13 protein-coding genes are annotated in these 17,191 nt (G+C 70.7%); 7 read left to right on the top strand and 6 right to left on the bottom strand.

Annotated elements, in window-relative coordinates; translation table 11 throughout:
* The first annotated feature begins 83 nt into the window (after positions 1 to 83).
* Together F0L68_RS27725 and F0L68_RS27730 are read left to right on the top strand one after the other, a co-directional pair.
* Positions 84 to 2,465, top strand: a complete 2,382-nt coding sequence (locus tag F0L68_RS27725; RefSeq protein ID WP_149852761.1) for a phosphoketolase family protein — start codon at positions 84 to 86, stop codon at positions 2,463 to 2,465.
* Position 2,466: 1 nt separating this feature from the next.
* Positions 2,467 to 3,498: an acetate/propionate family kinase gene (locus F0L68_RS27730; RefSeq protein WP_149852762.1), complete on the top strand. Its 1,032-nt coding sequence runs from the start codon at positions 2,467 to 2,469 to the stop codon at positions 3,496 to 3,498.
* 48 nt (positions 3,499 to 3,546) lie between these two features.
* Here F0L68_RS27730 and F0L68_RS27735 read toward each other — a convergent pair whose 3' ends face one another.
* The gene (locus tag F0L68_RS27735) at positions 3,547 to 4,821 is read right to left on the bottom strand and encodes an ROK family transcriptional regulator (protein WP_149852763.1); all 1,275 of its coding nucleotides are present in this window, start codon (positions 4,819 to 4,821) and stop codon (positions 3,547 to 3,549) included.
* A gap of 164 nt (positions 4,822 to 4,985) precedes the next feature.
* Between F0L68_RS27735 and F0L68_RS27740 the strand changes: the two genes are divergently transcribed.
* From F0L68_RS27740 to F0L68_RS27755, 4 genes are all read left to right on the top strand, one after another.
* Positions 4,986 to 6,314 (top strand): ABC transporter substrate-binding protein, encoded by a 1,329-nt coding sequence (locus F0L68_RS27740; RefSeq protein ID WP_149852764.1) that lies wholly within the window; start codon positions 4,986 to 4,988, stop codon positions 6,312 to 6,314.
* An 83-nt stretch (positions 6,315 to 6,397) separates the two neighbouring features.
* Complete coding sequence (locus F0L68_RS27745) at positions 6,398 to 7,390, top strand: carbohydrate ABC transporter permease (RefSeq protein WP_149852765.1); 993 nt, start codon at positions 6,398 to 6,400, stop codon at positions 7,388 to 7,390.
* The gene (locus F0L68_RS27750; RefSeq protein WP_149852766.1) at positions 7,383 to 8,240 is read left to right on the top strand and encodes a carbohydrate ABC transporter permease; all 858 of its coding nucleotides are present in this window, start codon (positions 7,383 to 7,385) and stop codon (positions 8,238 to 8,240) included. The genes F0L68_RS27745 and F0L68_RS27750 overlap by 8 nt, the downstream gene beginning before the upstream one ends.
* Positions 8,241 to 8,293: 53 nt before the next feature.
* Positions 8,294 to 9,640, top strand: a complete 1,347-nt coding sequence (locus F0L68_RS27755) for a GH1 family beta-glucosidase (protein ID WP_149852803.1) — start codon at positions 8,294 to 8,296, stop codon at positions 9,638 to 9,640.
* 100 nt (positions 9,641 to 9,740) lie between these two features.
* On the opposite strand, the gene F0L68_RS27760 is transcribed toward F0L68_RS27755, so the two are convergent.
* The 5 genes from F0L68_RS27760 to F0L68_RS27780 all read right to left on the bottom strand — a co-directional run bounded on the left by F0L68_RS27760 (position 9,741) and on the right by F0L68_RS27780 (position 15,926).
* Positions 9,741 to 11,390, bottom strand: coding sequence for a glycoside hydrolase family 13 protein (locus F0L68_RS27760; protein ID WP_223199179.1), 1,650 nt, complete (start codon positions 11,388 to 11,390; stop codon positions 9,741 to 9,743).
* A 46-nt stretch (positions 11,391 to 11,436) separates the two neighbouring features.
* A complete protein-coding gene (locus tag F0L68_RS27765; protein WP_149852767.1) occupies positions 11,437 to 12,360 on the bottom strand; it encodes a carbohydrate ABC transporter permease in 924 nt (307 codons plus the stop codon).
* Complete coding sequence (locus tag F0L68_RS27770) at positions 12,357 to 13,247, bottom strand: carbohydrate ABC transporter permease (RefSeq protein WP_223199180.1); 891 nt, start codon at positions 13,245 to 13,247, stop codon at positions 12,357 to 12,359. The genes F0L68_RS27765 and F0L68_RS27770 overlap by 4 nt, the downstream gene beginning before the upstream one ends.
* Positions 13,244 to 14,608, bottom strand: coding sequence for an ABC transporter substrate-binding protein (locus tag F0L68_RS27775; protein ID WP_149852768.1), 1,365 nt, complete (start codon positions 14,606 to 14,608; stop codon positions 13,244 to 13,246). Before F0L68_RS27775 ends, F0L68_RS27770 begins: the two co-directional genes overlap by 4 nt.
* A gap of 271 nt (positions 14,609 to 14,879) precedes the next feature.
* Positions 14,880 to 15,926, bottom strand: coding sequence for a LacI family DNA-binding transcriptional regulator (locus tag F0L68_RS27780; RefSeq protein WP_149852769.1), 1,047 nt, complete (start codon positions 15,924 to 15,926; stop codon positions 14,880 to 14,882).
* A 277-nt stretch (positions 15,927 to 16,203) separates the two neighbouring features.
* Between F0L68_RS27780 and F0L68_RS27785 the strand changes: the two genes are divergently transcribed.
* Entirely contained in the window at positions 16,204 to 17,067 is an 864-nt protein-coding gene (locus F0L68_RS27785) for a lysozyme (RefSeq protein WP_149852770.1), read from the top strand.
* The last annotated feature ends 124 nt before the right edge of the window (positions 17,068 to 17,191 follow it).

The raw sequence follows: 17,191 nt of genomic DNA on the forward strand, positions 1-17,191 counted from the left end.
ACCCCGAACCTGTTGGTACGTTCGGATTCCCGAAGGCAGTCCAGCAGGACTCCGTGACCGGCATCGGCACTGCGCGACGGACGGTGACCACGTTGACCGAATCCCCAGACCTCCTGCGGCACCTCGACGACACCGAACTCGACCTGATCGACCGGTACTGGCGCGCCGCGAACTACCTGTCCGTCGGCCAGATCTACCTGATGGACAACCCGTTGCTCACCGAACCGCTGCGGCCGGAGCACATCAAGCCGAGGCTGCTCGGGCACTGGGGCACCACGCCCGGACTGAACCTCGTGTACGCGCACCTGAACCGGGTCATCAGGGCGCGCGACCTCAACGCGATGTACGTGACCGGCCCCGGCCACGGCGGTCCGGGGCTCGTGGCGAACGCCTACCTCGAGGGCACCTACACCGAGGTGTACCCGAGGATCACCCGCGACGCCGACGGGCTGCGCCGGCTGTTCCGGCAGTTCTCCTTCCCCGGCGGCATTCCCAGCCACGTCGCGCCGGAGACACCGGGTTCGATCCACGAGGGCGGCGAGCTGGGCTACGCCCTGGTGCACGCCTACGGCGCCGCGTTCGACAATCCCGACCTGCTGGTCGCGTGCGTGGTCGGCGACGGCGAGGCGGAGACCGGTCCCCTCGCCGCGAGCTGGCACTCGACGAAGTTCGTCGACCCGAGGCGCGACGGCGCGGTGCTGCCGATCCTGCATCTCAACGGCTACAAGATCGCCAACCCGACGATCCTCGCCAGGATCCCTGAGCCGGAGCTGCTCGACCTGCTGCGGGGCTACGGGCATCGCCCGATCGTCGTGTCCGGCGACGATCCGACGCGCGTGCACCGCGACCTGGCCGCCGCGCTGGACGACGCGGTCGAGGACATCGCCGCGATCCAGGCGCTGGCACGCGGGAACGGGCTCGGCGAGCGGCCGGCGTGGCCGATGATCGTGCTGCGGACGCCGAAGGGGTGGACCGGGCCGGCCGAGGTCGACGGGACACGGGTCGAGGGCACCTTCCGCGCCCACCAGGTGCCGCTGAGCGGGGTGCGCGCCAACCCGGAACACCTGGCACAGCTGGAATCCTGGCTGCGTGGCTACCGGCCGGAGGAGCTGTTCGACACCGACGGCGCGCTGCGCGCCGACCTGGCCGCGCTCGCCCCGACCGGCACGAGGCGGATGAGCGCGAACCCGCACACCAACGGCGGCGAACTGCTCAGGGACCTGCTCCTGCCCGACTTCCGCGACTACGCCGTCGACGTGCCCGCGCCGGCCGCGAGCACCGGCGAGGCGACCAGGGTGGCCGGGGCGTTCCTGCGCGACGTGGTCAGGGCCAACCCGCGCACATTCCGCGTGATGGGGCCGGACGAGACCGCGTCCAACCGGCTGACCGCGCTGTTCGAAGCCACCGACCGGACGTGGAACGCCGCCGTGGAGCCCGGCGACGACCACCTCGCGCCGGACGGACGGGTCATGGAGGTGCTCTCGGAACACCTGTGCCAGGGCTGGTTGGAGGGCTACCTGCTGACCGGCCGGCACGGCCTGTTCAACTGCTACGAGGCGTTCATCCACATCGTCGACTCGATGGTCAACCAGCACGCGAAGTGGCTCAAGACGACCCGCGACATCCCGTGGCGGCGGCCCATCGCGTCACTGAACTACCTGCTGTCCAGCCATGTCTGGCGGCAGGATCACAACGGGTTCTCGCACCAGGACCCCGGCTTCATCGACCACGTGATGAACAAGAAGGCGGAGATCGTCCGCGTCTACCTACCGCCGGACGCGAACACGCTGCTGTCCACTGTGGACCACTGCCTGCGCAGCCGCGACTACGTCAACGTGGTGGTAGCGGGAAAGCAGCCCGCGCTGAACTACCTGCCCATGGACGAGGCCGTGCTGCACTGCGCGCGCGGCCTCGGCATTTGGGGCTGGGCCAGCAACGACGGCACCGAGCTGCCCGACGTCGTGCTGGCCTGCGCCGGCGACATCCCGACGCTGGAAACCCTCGCCGCCGCGGCGCTGCTGCGCGAGCTGCTGCCGGACCTGCGGATCAGGGTGGTCAACGTGGTCGACCTGATGCGCCTACAGCCCGACACCGAGCACCCGCACGGCCTGCCCGACGCGCAGTTCGACGCGCTGTTCACCACCGACCGCCCCGTGGTGTTCGCCTACCACGGCTATCCGTGGCTGATCCACCGGCTGACCTACCGGCGGACCAACCACGACAACATCCACGTGCGCGGCTACAAGGAGGAGGGCACCACGACGACGCCCTTCGACATCGTCATGATGAACGACCTCGACCGATACCACCTGGTGATGGACGTGATCGACCGGGTGCCTTCGCTCGGCGGCCGGCTGGCGCGACTGCGGCAGGACATGGTGGACCGGCGGGCCCGCGCCCGCGCGTACACCAGGGAGCACGGCGAGGATCCGCCGGAGATCTCCGGCTGGACCTGGCCCGCCTGACATGCGCGTCCTCGTGGTCAACGCGGGATCCAGCTCGATCAAGGTCGCCGTGGTCGAGGACGGCGAGCGGGTCGAGTCCCACGACGACCTGCCGCAGCACGCGCCCGAGGTGGACGCGGTCGGCCACCGGATCGTGCACGGCGGCCCGGATCTCGTCGCGCCGACCGTGATCGACGCCGACGTGGAGCGGCGGCTGCGGGAGCTGGTGGCGCTCGCGCCGCTGCACCAGCCGAAGTCGTTGCGCGGCCTCGACGAGGCGCGGCGGCTGCTGCCGGACGTGCCGCACGTGGCGTGCTTCGACACCGCGTTCCACGCGACGCTGCCGCGGGCCGCGCACACCTACGCGCTGCCGCGCGAGTGGCGGGAGCGATGGGGCGTGCGCCGCTACGGCTTCCACGGCCTCTCGCACGCGTGGGCGGCCCGCCGCGCGCTGGAGTTCGCCCCCGGCGCCACCCGGGTGGTGACCTGCCACCTCGGCGCCGGCGCGTCGCTGGCCGCGGTGCTCGACGGGCGCAGCGTCGACACGACCATGGGGTTCACCCCGTTGGAGGGCCTGGTGATGGCCACCCGCAGCGGGTCGGTGGATCCGGGGCTGCTGACCTGGATCGAGGAGCACGAGGGGCTGTCCCCGCACGAGGTGGCGCACGACCTCGAACACCGCTCCGGGCTGCTCGGCCTCGCCGGCACGGCCGACATGCGGGACGTGCTCGCGCGACGGGACGAGGACGCCCGGCTGGCGCTGGACGTGTACCTCCATCGCCTCGCCTGCGGTGTCGCCGCGATGACCGTCGGCCTCGGCGGACTCGACGCGCTCGTGTTCACCGGCGGCGTCGGCGAGCGGGCGGCCGAGGTGCGGCGGCGAGCCTGCGCGGCGCTCGGGTACCTGGGCGTGCGCGTCGACGAGCGGCGCAACGCGGACGCGCGGCCGGACAGCGAGATCAGCGCGGCCGACGCGGCCGTGCGCACGTTCGTGGTCGAGGCGCGCGAGGACCTGGAGATCGCCGCCTGTGTCGAGCGCGTCCTCGCGGCGTGATCTCGTTGGCACGGTACGACAAACGGCCGTGATCGGCTCGGACCGTGGTCACGCGGACCGGGTCGGCCGCACCTCGCCGACGGTCGGGCGGGGCGCGGCCTGCCGGTCGCGGGGCGCGCCACCGGTGGCGAGGAACCGCGCGATCGGCAGCGTGGCCGCGCCGAGCGCCACCGAGTCGGGGCCGAGCTGGCACAGCTCGATGGAGGTCTGCGCGTAGGGGTGGCGCAGCGCGTGCGCCGAGGCAGCGTCGCGGATCTCGGGCAGCAGGCGCTCGCCGAGCAGCAGACCTGCCCAGCCGCCGATGATGATGCGCTCCGGGTTGAACAGGTTGACCAGGTTCGCGATGCCGACACCGAGGTACAGCGCGGTCTCCGCGAGCACCTCCCTGGCCCGCGTCGCGCGCGCGGTGTCGCGCAGCGAGTCGGCCAGCAGGTCGGCGATGGCGCTCTCCTCGTCGATCGCCGCCGCAGGGCCGTCTCCCGCCGCGGCCCGGTAGCGTTCGAGCACGCCCTCCGCGCCGATGTACGCCTCGAGGCAGCCGCGTGAGCCGCAGCGGCAGGGGCGACCGCCGACGTGGACGACGGTGTGGCCCCACTCCCCCGCGCTGCTGCTCGTGCCCCGGTAGGGCGCGCCGTCGGTGATGATGCAGCTGCCGACGCCGGAACCGACCAGCGCGATGACGGCGTTGCGGGAGCCGCGTCCCGCGCCGAACCACATCTCGGCCTGGCCCATGGTGGTCGCGCCGTTGTCGATGAACAGCGGCAGGTCGGTGCCGGCGCGCAGCAGGCGCTCGACCGGCACCGCGTCCCAGCCGATGGTCTGGCTGTGCACCAACACTTCCGCGCCCTGCTCGACCACGCCGGGCACGCCGATGCCGACTCCCGCGATCGTCGCTGGGTCGACGCCGCTGTCCGCGATGACGCGGCCGATGCCGTCGAGGATGTGCGCCACCACAAGGCCGATGTCGTGCCGGCCCGGCTCGAGCGGGTGGGTGGCCTTGGCGAGTTCGGTGAGGGCGAGGTCGAACAGCTCGACGCGCACCCAGGTCTCGCCGACGTCGACGCCGATCACGTACGCCTGGGTGGGGTCGACGCGCAGCAGGATCCGTGGCCTGCCGCCGTCGGAGTCCACCGAACCCGCCTCGACGACGACGCCGTCCTCGATCAGCTCGCCGACCACGTTGCTGACCGAGGCCTGGCTCAGTCCGGTGGCGCCGCCCAGTTCCTGCCGGCTGCACGGCCCGGTGAAGTACAGCTGCCGCAGCAGGGTGGATCGGTTGCTCCTGCGCAGGTCGCGCACGGTCTGACGACCCGGCTCCGGCACGTGGTCCACCCCTGTCGCTTCGAACGCCGCCCGGCGCACCCGGCACAGGCATCGCGCTTCTCGCCTGCGGTGGACTGTGGTTCCACGACAAAAATCATACCTTGAAATAAGGTGTGACTTGCGGCACCATCCGTCCAGACTCCCCCATCCCCGTTGGAGGCACGATGAGACGGCCACGCTCCAGGGCACCGAGGCTGTGCGTGACGGCCGCGAGCACCGCGCTACTGCTCGCCGGGATGACGGCCTGCGGCGGCCCGGCCGACAGCACCAGCTCGCCAACGACGCTCACGTACTGGGCCAGCAACCAGGGCACCAGCCTGGACAACGACAAACAGGTGCTCCAACCCGAACTCGACCGCTTCCAACAGGAAACCGGGATCAAGGTCAACCTCGAGGTCGTGCCGTGGTCCGACCTGCTCAACCGGATCCTGGCCGCCGCCACCTCCGGCCAGGGCCCCGACGTCCTCAACATCGGCAACACCTGGTCGGCTTCGCTCCAGGCGACCGGTGCGCTGCTGCCCATGGACGACGCGGTGCTCGACCAGTTCGGCGGCAGGGACCGGTTCCTCCAGGCCCCGCTCGCCGCCGCAGGCGCGGCCGGCAAGCCGCCGACCGCCGTTCCGCTCTACTCCCTCGGCTACGGCCTCTACTACAACCCGAAGATGTTCGCCGCCGCCGGCATCAGCGCGCCGCCGACCACCTGGGACGAACTGGTCGCCGACGGCAGGAAGCTCACCCACGACGGGCAGTGGGGCCTCGCCGTCGAGGGCGCCAGCACGGCGGAGAACGCGCACCACGCCTTCATCCTCGGCCAGCAGCAGGGCGGTTCCCTCTTCGACGCCAACGGCGCGGCCACCTTCGACTCCCCGCAGCAGACCGCGGCCGTCAAGCAGTACATCGACCTGATGGCGTCGGACAAGATCGTCAACCCGAGCAACGCCGAGTACGGCAACGGAACCGAGGCCGTCAAGGACTTCGCCACCCGCAAGGCGGCGATGCTGATGTGGCAGGCCGCGAAGACCTCGCTCACCGCCAACGGCATGGGTTCCGGTGACTACGGCGTCGCCCCGATCCCGTTCCCCGCCAACGCTCCGACCGGTGGCAAGCACGTCAACTCGATGGTCGCCGGGATCAACCTCGCCATCTTCGGGGGCACCAGGAACAAGGACGGCGCGCTCAAGTTCGTCAAGTTCATGACGAACAAGACCGAGCAGACGACGCTGAACAAGACCTACGGCTCGCTGCCCCCGGTGAAGGACGCCTACGACGACCCCGCGTTCAGCACCCCGGAGATCAAGACCTTCCAGCAGGTGCTGGCGACCACCGCGGCCCCGCTGCCGCAGGTGCCGCAGGAGAGCCAGTTCGAGACGCTGGTCGGCGCGGCGATGAAGGATCTGTTCGCGGACGCGGCCAGCGGCAGGCCCGTCACCACCGAGTCCGTCAAGGCCAAGCTCACCCAGGCGCAGCAACAGATGCCGGCCCCCGGCCACTAGGCCGTGTCTCGGTGCATGGCCCTGAGACGCTTTTCGGCCCGGCCGCGTCGCCGCCACGAGACCAACGGAACCGAGAGGACGCCATGGTCGCCGTCGGGCACCGACCCGAGCACCGGCACGCCGCCGCGCCGCCCGCACCGCGCCGCCCCCGTGGCGGCCGGCTGCTGGCGGGCCTGCGGCGCAACCGCCTCGCCTATCTCCTGCTGCTGCCGGCGCTCGCGCTGGAGTTGCTGATCCACCTGGTGCCGATGGTGACGGGCATCGCTGTCAGCTTCACGCAGCTCACCCAGTTCTTCATCCGCCGCTGGTCCCAGGCCCCCGACGCCGGGTTCGACAACTACCGGGTCGCGCTGGACGTCAACGCCCCCGCCGGCAGGGCGTTGCTGCACTCGTTCTGGGTGACCTGCCAGTTCACCGTGCTGGCCGTCGGGCTGTCCTGGCTGCTCGGAGTGTCCGCGGCGATCCTGATGCAGGACAGCTTCCGGGGCAGGGGGCTGCTGCGGACGCTGTTCCTGGTCCCCTACGCGCTGCCCGTCTACACGGCGGTCATCGCGTGGAGCTTCATGTTCCAGCGGGACAACGGCCTGGTGAACCACGTCCTCGTGGACCAGCTACACCTGACGACCGACCGGCCGTTCTGGCTGTTGGGCGGCAACAGCTTCGCCGCGCTGCTGACCGTGGTGGTGTGGCGCTCCTGGCCGTTCGCCTTCCTGGCGCTGATGGCCGGGCTCCAGAACATCCCCGGCGAGCTGTACGAGGCGGCGGCGCTGGACGGCGCCGGGGTCTGGCAGCAGATCCGCCGGATCACCATGCCCTCGCTGCGGCCGGTCAACCAGGTGTTGGTCCTGGTGCTGTTCCTGTGGACCTTCAACGACTTCAACACGCCGTACGTGCTGTTCGGCTCCTCGGCCCCGCCGGACGCCGACCTGATCTCGATCCACATCTACCAGAGTTCGTTCGTCACCTGGAACTTCGGCGTCGGCTCGGCGATGTCGGTGCTGCTGCTGGCGTTCCTGCTGCTGGTCACCGCGGGCTACCTGGTCCTCACCTCGCGACGAAGGACGGCCCATGACTGACCGGCGCACCGCCGCGTCCTCCCGTTCGTTCCGGTGGACCCGCCGGATCGGCCTCACCCTGCTGACGCTGTTCACCGTGACACCGCTGTACGTCATGGTGACCTCGTCGGTGAAGCCGTTGCAGGACGTGCAGAGCGCGTTCCGCTGGCTGCCGTCCCGGCTCACCCTGCGGCCCTACCTCGACATCTGGCGGACGGTGCCGTTGGCCAGGTACTTCGTCAACAGCGCGGTCGTCTCGGTCAGCGCCACCGTGCTGTCGGTGCTGGTGGCGGTCTTCGCCGCGTACGCGATCAGCCGCTACCGGTTCCCCGGCCGCAGGCTGTTCTCGGTGACCGTGCTGTCCACCCAGATGTTTCCCGGCATCCTGTTCCTGCTCCCGCTGTTCCTCATCTTCGTCAGCATCGGCAACAGCACGGGCGTGATCCTCACCGGCAGTCGGCTCGGGCTGATCCTGACCTACCTGACCTTCTCGCTGCCGTTCTCCATCTGGATGCTGGTCGGCTACTTCGACGGCATCCCGCGCGACCTTGACGAGGCCGCGAAGGTCGACGGCGCCGGCCCGCTCGGCGCGCTGTTCCGGGTGGTCATTCCCGCCGCGGTGCCCGGCATCGTGGCCGTCGCGGTGTACGCGTTCATGACCGCGTGGGGCGAGGTCCTGTTCGCCTCCGTGCTGACCACCAACGACACCCGCACGCTGGCCGTCGGCCTGCGCGGCTACGCGGCCCAGGTCGACGTGTTCTGGAACCAGGTGATGGCCGCCTCGCTGGTGGTCAGCGTCCCGGTGGTGGCCGGTTTCCTGCTGCTGCAACGCCACCTGGTCGCCGGCCTGACCGCCGGCGCGACCAAGTGAACCCCCTGTCCGACAACGACATCCGCCCACCGCACCAGGAGGACTCGCTACATATGAACGAGATCGCCGCGTTCGGACCCGACTTCGTGTGGGGTGTGGCCACCTCCGCCTACCAGATCGAGGGGGCGGTCGCCGAGGACGGCCGGTCGCCGTCGATCTGGGACACCTTCAGCCAGGTGCCAGGGGCGATCGACGGCGGCGACACCGGCGACATCGCCTGCGACCACTACCATCGCTGGCCGGAGGACGTCGCGCTGATGCGCGAGCTCGGCGTGACCGCCTACCGGTTCTCCATCGCCTGGCCCAGGGTCGTCCCGACCGGCGACGGCGCGGTCAACCCGGCCGGCCTCGCCTTCTACGACCGGCTCGTCGACGCCCTGTTGGAGGCCGGCATCCGGCCCTTCGCCACGCTCTACCACTGGGACCTCCCGCAGGTGCTCCAGGACAAGGGCGGCTGGCCGGAGCGGCGGACCGCCGAGGCGTTCGCGGACTACGCGGCCGTGGTGGCCGGCGCGCTCGGCGACCGGGTCACGGACTGGGCCACCCTCAACGAGCCGCTGTGCTCGGCCTGGATCGGCCACCTCGAAGGAAAGATGGCCCCCGGCCTGACCGACCTGACCGCCGCGGTGCGCGCGTCCTACCACCTGCACCTCGGGCACGGACTGGCCGCGCAGGCCATCAGGGCGAACGCGGCCGCGACGCCGTCGGTCGGCATCGTCAACAACCTCAGCCCGTGCGAGGCCGCGTCCGACCGGCCGGAGGACGTGGCTGCCGCCGTCCGCGCCGACGGGCACACCAACCGCTGGTGGCTCGACCCGATCCACGGGCGCGGCTACCCGGAGGACATGGTGCGCCTGTACGGGGTCGACCTGCCGGTGCGCGGCAACGACCTGGCGACCATCGCGGCCCCGCTGGACTGGCTCGGCCTGAACTACTACTTCCGCATGGTCGTCGCCGACGACCCGGCCGGCCCGCTGCCGCACGCGCGGCCCGTCGAGGTCGCCGACACCCGGCGCACCGCGATGGGCTGGGAGGTGCACCCCGCCGGCCTCGAGGACCTGTTGCTGCGGCTGACCCGCGAGTACGGCGCGAGGCGGATCCTGGTGACGGAGAACGGCTCCGCGTACCACGACACGGCCGACGGGACGGGCGTCGAGGACCTGGACCGGACCAACTACCTCGAGGAGCATCTGGCCGCGTGCGCCAGCGCCGTGCGGCGGGGCGCCCCGCTGGCCGGGTACTTCGCGTGGTCGCTGCTGGACAACTTCGAGTGGGCCTACGGCTACGACAAGCGGTTCGGGTTGGTGCACGTGGACTACGGCAGTCAGCGCAGGACGGTGAAGTCCAGCGGCCGCCGGTATGCCGAGCTGATCCGCGCGCACCTGGAGGCCGCGGCCTGACCAGTCGCGACGGGCGTGCTCCCGGGTTCGGAGCGGTCGGTCCGGCGGGCGGCTCGGCGGGCGGCTCGGCGGTCGGCTCGGCGGTCGGCTCGGCGGTCGGTCAGCGGACGCGGAGCCAGGCGGCGGTGTCGGGCGGCAGCCGGTCGCCGGCGAGCGGGGCGCTGGCCAGCAGCACGCTTTCGTTGGCGGGCAACGGGATCGGTGCTGGCGAGAGGTTGACGACGCAGCGCAGGCCGGGCGGCCGGTCGAAGGCCAGTACGCCGTCGGCCGCGCTCGCCGACCACCGCAACTCGCCGTCGCCGTCGCCGAGGCCCGGTTCGGCGCGGCGCAGGCGCAGCGCGGCGCGGTAGAGGGCGAGCATGGACGTGGGATCGGCCGCCTGGGCGGACGTGGTGTTGGCGTGCCAGTCCGCGGGCTGCGGCAGCCACGGCGGCGCGGTCGCGTCGGCCGGGCTGAACTCGAACGGCGGCTCGGCGCCGCCCCACGGCACCGGCACCCGGCAGCCGTCCCGCCCTCGGTCGGTGTGCCCCGACCGCACCCACACGGGGTCCTGGCGCAGCTCGTCCGGCAGGTCCTCGACCTCCCACAGGCCGAGTTCCTCGCCCTGGTACACGTAGGCGCCGCCGGGCAGCGCCATCGTCAGCAGCAGCGCGGCCCTGGCGCGCCGGGTGCCCAGCGGCCGGTCGGTCGGCGCGCCGTGCTGCCGGTTGCCGAAGTCGAAGGACGTGTCGGCCCGCCCGTAGCGGGTGACGTGCCGGGTCACGTCGTGGTTGGACAGCACCCAGGTCGGGGCGGCCCCGACCGGCGCGTGCGCGGCCAGCGTCGCGTCGATGACGCCGCGCAGCGCGGCCGAGTCCCAGGCGCAGCACAGGAAGTCGAAATTGAACGCCGAGTGCAGCTCGTCCGGCCGGAGGTAGCGGGCGAAGCGTTCGCTGTCGGGCAGCCACAGCTCGCCGACGAGGACCCGCCGGCCGCCGTAGCCGTCGGCGATCCGCCGCCAGGACCGGTAGATCTCGTGCACGCCGTCCTGGTCGGAGTACGGCAGCGGCCCGCCCTCGGCGGCCACCTCGGGCAGCCCGTCGGCCTTGACCAGCCCGTCGGCCACGTCGATACGGAAGCCGTCCACGTCGCGGTCGAGCCAGAACCGCAGGATGTCCTCGAACTCGGCGCGCACGGCCGGGTTGGTCCAGTTGAGGTCCGGCTGCTGCGGGCTGTACAGGTGCAGGTACCACTCCCCCGGCGTGCCGTCCCGCTCGGTCACCCTGGTCCAGGCCGGCCCGCCGAACCGGGACTGCCAGCCGTTGGGCGGCAGCTCGCCGCCCGGCCCTCGACCCGGCCGGAACCAGAACAGCTCGCGGGCTGCGCAGCCGGGGCCGCCGGCCAGCGCGTCCACGAACCAGGTGTGCTCGGTCGAACTGTGGTTCGGCACGAGGTCGATGACGACCCGGATACCGGCCGCGTGCGCCTCCTCGACGAACTTCTCGGCCTCCGCCAGGGTGCCGAAGGTCGGCTCGATGTCCCGGTGGTCGGCGACGTCGTAGCCCGCGTCGGCCATCGGCGACGGATACCAGGGGTTGAGCCAGATCGCGTCGACACCCAGTTCGGCCAGGTGCGGCAGGCGTTGGCGCAGCCCGGCCAGGTCGCCGACGCCGTCGCCGTTGCCGTCGGCGAAGCTGCGCAGGTACACCTGGTAGATCACGGCGTCGCGCCACCACTGTGCTGGCGGGCTCGTCCGGCTGTTGTCGGCCACGGAGGCGTCCTCTCGGAAGTGGTGCGGGTGCCGCGATGTCGTCCGGTCAGCCCTTGACCCCGCCCGTGGTGAGCCCGGCGAGGATCTGCCGCTGGAAGACCAGGAACACCCCCACCATGGGCACGCTGGCCAGCACCAGGCCGGCGAGCAGCAGGTTGATCGGCGTGTCCGGCGCGAACCGTTGCAGCGCAACGCTCAGCGTCTGGCGGGCCGGATCGGGGAAGACCAGCAGCGGCCAGATGAAGTCCTTCCACGCGGCGACGACCGCGAAGATGGACACCACCGCGAGGATCGGCCGGGACAGCGGCAGCACGATGCTCCACATCGTCCTGACCGGCCCGGCCCCGTCGATCCTGGCGGCCTCAAGCAGGTCGGCCGGCAGCTGGTCGAAGAACCGCTTGAGCAGATAGATGTTGAACGCGTTGGCCGCGGCGGGGAACCAGATCGCGCTCGGCGTGTTGACGAGGTTGACGTGCACGAGCGGCACGTCGGTGATCGTCAGGTAGGTCGGCACCAGCACCGCGGCCGCCGGCAGCATCAGGGTGACCGCCATCAGGCCGAGGATCACGTTGCCCAGCTTGGGCCGCAGCGCCGACAGCGCGTACGCCGCCGGCACCTGCACGGCGAGTTGCACCGCCCACGCGCCGACCGCGACGACCAGGGTGTTGAGGAAGTACTTGGCCAGGTCCATGTACTGCCACGCGGTGCCGTAGGTGTCCGGGTGCCAGGTGCTCGGCAGCACCGACGGCGGCACCGTGGCCAGCTCCTGCGGGGACTTCATCGCGCCGACCGCCACCCAGGCCAGCGGCAGGACGAACGCGACGGTGAAGGCGAGCAGGGCGAGGGCGAGGATCACCGGGTAGGCGATCCTGCCCCGCCTGCTGCGCCACTGCGCGGCTGAGACGAGCGTGCGGCCCGGCCGCTCGGGTCGCCCCGACCGCGCCGTGGCGCGCCGTGCGCTGGTGGTCATCCTGATCTCCTGGTCAGCCGAAAGTAGACGGCGGAGAAGATGCCGAGCACGAGGAACAGCAACAGGCTCAGCGCGCTCGCGGTGCCGAAGTCGTTGTAGACGAAGGCGTAGCGGTACAGCAGCAGCAACACGGTCACCGTCGAGTCCTGCGGGCCGCCGCCGGTCATCACGTACGGCTCGGTGAACACCTGCATCGTCGCGACGACCTGGAGCAGCAGCAGGATCATCAGGACGAACCTGGTGTGCGGGATGGTGACGTGCCGCAGCCGCTGCCACACCCCGGCGCCGTCCAGCTCGGCCGCCTCGTACAGGTCGGGCGGAACGGTTTGCAGCGCGGCCAGGTAGATCAGCGTGGCTGTGCCCATGTTCGCCCAGGTGGCCACGAGCACCAGCGACAGCATCGAGGTGCTCGTCGAGTCCAGCCAGCTCAGTCCCGGCAGCCCGACCAGGTGCAGCAGCGTGTTGAACAGGCCGGGACCCGGGTTGTAGAACCACTTCCACAGCAGCGCCACCACGACCGGCGGCAGCATCACGGGCAGGTAGACGACCAGCCGGAAGTACGCCGTCGCGTGCCGCAACTCGTTGAGCACCACCGCGACCAGGAACGGCACGGCGAAGCCGAGCACCAGGGCGAGCCCGGTGAACAGCAGGGTGTTGCGCCACGCCACCCCGAACAGCGGGTCGGCGAACAGGCGGCGGAAGTTGTCCAGCCCGACCCAGGTCGGCGAGTTGACGAAGTCGACCTGTTGGAAGCTCAGCAGCACGCCACGCACGATCGGGTACCAGGAGAACGTCGCGAAACACACCAGCGCGGCGCAGAGGAACCCGTACGCGGTCAGGTTCTCGGCGAGTCTCCTGCGCATCCTGGCCGCGGTGAACGAGGTCACCTGACCTGTGCCAGCGCGGCGTTGACCGTGGTCTCCGCGGCACCGAGCAACTGGTCGACGTTGGCGTCCCTGGTCGTCAGCACGGCCTGCATGACGTTGTCGAGCGCTGCGTAGACCTGCTGGGCGTTCGGCGGCTCGATGTGGCCGGGCAGCGTGGCCGCCGTGGCCATGTAGGGCTGGTAGTTGGCCACCGGCACCGTGGCGTACTTGGCCTTGAGCTGCTCCTGTTGGTCGCGGACGGGCCCGGTCCAGATGTCGGCCACCGGCGGCACCGGCAGCCCGACGGGCTGCTTGTCCGCCTGGTAGAGCTGGAGCTTCTTCTCGATCCGGTCGGGGTTGAGGTACTTCCACTGCAACCAGGTCAGGCCGGCCTTGATCTTCTCGGGGGTGGCCTTGGGGTTGAGCATGTAGCCCTCGCCGCCGAGCAGCGTGCCCCCGCCGCCGGGCAGCGAGGCGAGGCCGTAGTCGGTGTAGTTGCCCTTGAACTGGTTGACCAGGGTCGGCACGTTGTCCGGCGCGGCGATGTACATGCCGAGCTGGCCGGCGCCCATCAGTTGTTGCACGTCGGCGAGTTCGAGCAACTGCTTGTCGCCCATGGAGTTGTCGGCCCAGCGCATCTGGTTCAGGTGGCTGACGACGTCGCGGCCCTTGTCGTTGTTGAAGTCGGCCTTCCACTGGTCGCCGTCCTTGCGCGCGACCTGGCCGCCCTCGGAGTACATCCAGGCGGTGAAGTGCCAGCCGCCCTGGTTGCTCTTGCTGTAGTCGGCGTAGCCGACGGTCCCGTTGCCGAGCGCGCTGATCTTCTTGGCGTCGGCGCGCACGTCGTCCCAGGTGCGTGGCGGCTGGTCGGGGTTGAGGCCTGCCCTGGTGAACAGGGTCCTGTTGTACAGCAGGCCCATCGAGTAGTTGGCTGTCGGCAGGCCGTAGGTGTGCCCCTTGCCGTCGCCGAACACGTCCCGCAGTTGCTGCTGGAGGTCGCCGACGTGCGGCACGTCCTTGAGGTAGGAGGTGATGTCGGCCGCCTGGTGCCGCGCGATGAGGTTGGCCGGGTCGGTGAAGTAGACGTAGAAGACGTCCTCGAGCTGGCCGCCGGCCAACTTCGCCGAGAACGTCTTGGGGTCCATGAACCCCTCGTGCGGTTCGATGTGGATGTCGGGATGGGACGCCTCGAACTCGGCGACGTCCTGGTCGAAGACCTTGCGGTCGAACGCCTGCGTCTGCGGTGGCTGGCCGTTGACCGAGATGGTGACCTTGCCGCCCTGTGCGGTGTTCTGCGTGCTGCTGCCGCAAGCCGAGGCCAGCAGGCCCGCGCTGGCTAACAGGGCGATGGCGACGGCGGTGCGGGCTCTGAAGCTGTTCATCAGAGTGGACCCTCCTCAACGCGGACGTGCCGCCGGGCGTGCGCCATCAGCCCTTCGGCCTGGTGGCCGTCGGGTCGAGGTGAGCGGGTGCGGGATCCGTGCCGGCGGTCGGGGCGGCGGACCCGGGTCGTTGGGTGTGTCGCACACCATAGGACCGCCGAACTTGTGACCGCAATATGTCCACGATATTTCGCAATATCCTGACTACCGATTTCGCGCGCACGCCGAACGGGGGCGGGCCGCCCGGCCCGCCCCCGTCACCACGGAGGACTCAGGCCCGGTTGACCGCCTGCGCGTACGCGCGGCCGTACCCCGGAGCCGGCGCGGTCGACGCGCGCACCACCAGCTCCGGCTCGAACAGCAGCTCGTCCGGCGGGACGGCACTGCCCGCGATCTGCCCGGCGAGCAGCTCTACAGCCGCGTGGCCCATCGCCTCGATCGGCTGGCGCACGGTGGTCAGCGGCGGGTCGGTGCAGTTCATCAACGCCGAGTCGTCGTAGCCGACCACGGACACGTCGCCGGGAACGCTCAGGCCGTGCCGGCGCACCGCGCGGATGGCCCCGAGCGCGAGCGGGTCGCTGGCGCAGACGATGCCGGTGATCCCGCGCCGGACCAGCCGCGCGGCGGCGGCCTGGCCGCCCTCCAGCGAGTACATCGAGTGCTCGATCGCGTCCGGCGCCAGCGGCAGGCTCGCCCGGTCGAGGCAGGCCCGCAGCGCGGCCAGCTTGCGCATGGACGGCACGTGGTCGGCCGGCCCGAGCACGACGCCGATCCGTTCGTGGCCGAGCGCGAGCAGGTGGCCGCACGCCTGCTCGACGGCCACCGCGTCGTCGCAGGACACCCCGGGGAAGCCGAGGTCGTCGATGGCCGCGTTGACCAGCACGACGGGCAGGTTGCGGCGGGTCAGCGCGCGGTAGTGCTCGTGCGGCGCGTCGGCCTGCGCGTAGAGGCCGCCGGCGAACACGACCCCGGAGACGTGCTGCTCCAGCAGCAGTTCCAGGTAGTCGGCCTCGGACACCCCGCCCGCGGTCCTGGTGCACAGCACCGGCGTGAAACCCCGCCGCGCCAGCGCGTTGCCGATCACGTCGGCGAAGGCAGGGAAGATGGGGTTCTGGAGCTCGGGCAGCACGAGGCCGACGAGCCTGGCCCGCTCCCCGCGCAGCTGCGTCGGCCGCTCGTAGCCGAGCACGTCCAGCGCGGTGAGCACGGCGGCGCGGGTCGCCGAGGACACGCCGGGCTTGCCGTTGAGCACCCGGCTCACGGTCGCCTCGCTGACCCCGACCTTCTCGGCCACCTCGGCCAGCCTGCGCTGCGTCATGCCGCAACTATACGACACTGATCGCAAACGACTTGCGATAGCTTACGCGCGCTTTCACGCAGGCGCGTCCCCGTCGGACCGACTGGCGAATCTCACCGACAGTCCACAGTGGACAGTTGAGCGTTCGGTGATTAACAGTGAATATTGCTCCACAGAACGTCACGTGAGAAATACACCAACTGTCCGGCTAGTCCGTTGACAGCCGTGGAAACTGGTGCGGCGGCGATCCTCGCGCGCGGCGATCGCCTTCCCTGCCACCAGATCGAGAGGTTCCGCGATGAGATCGTCCAACCGAGCAAGACGTAGTGCGCTGCTCGCCGCCGCGATCGGCCTTGCGGCCGCGGCACTGGTCGTCGGCGCCCTGCCCGCGACCGCGGCGACAACCCCCGCCGCCGCCGACCGGACGCCCGGTTACACACCCGGCCCGATCACCCACCCGGGCCTCGACCACGCCGGTTCCGAGGTCGCCAAGCACGAGGGCGGCTCGGCGGCACCCTCGGCGATCACGCCGAACACGCTGCTCAACGGCATGGACGTCAGCGGTTACCAGGGCAACGTGAACTGGAGCGCGGCCAAGGCGAACGGCGGATTGTTCGCCTATGTCAAGGCAACCGAGGGCACCGGCTACATCAACGGGTACTTCGCCCAGCAGTACAACGGTTCCTACAACGTGGGCATGATTCGCGGCGCCTATCACTTCGCGCTGCCCGACCGGTCCGGCGGCGCGACGCAGGCCGACTACTTCGTCTCGCACGGCGGCGGCTGGTCAAGGGACGGCAAGACACTGCCGCCCATGCTCGACATCGAGTACAACCCGTACGGCTCGACCTGCTACGGCTACAGCCAGAGCGGGATGCGGTCCTGGATTCAGTCGTTCAGCAACGAGATGGTCGCCCGCACCGGCCGCTACCCGACCGTATACACCACGTTGGACTGGTGGACAACGTGCACCGGTAACTGGGGCGGGCTCGGCTCGACCAATCCGCTGTTCATCGCCAGGTACTCCAGCGGGCCAGGCACACTGCCGGCCGGGTGGGGCTTCTGGACGTTCTGGCAGTACGCCGACCACGGCATCTTCCCCGGCGACCAGGACTACTTCAACGGCCCATACGACAGGTTGGTGGCGCTGGCCAACGGCTGACGCCGAAATGCGGCCGAACCGAGGGTAGACCGGGATATCCGTCCGTCCCGACAGGACGCCGCCGGCGAAATGTTCACTCGAAGTGAACAGGTCTGTTAATGCCACCACGGAATCCGGTGCGCGG

It is taken from the genome of Solihabitans fulvus (genome assembly GCF_008386585.1).
Taxonomy (GTDB): domain Bacteria; phylum Actinomycetota; class Actinomycetes; order Mycobacteriales; family Pseudonocardiaceae; genus Solihabitans; species Solihabitans fulvus.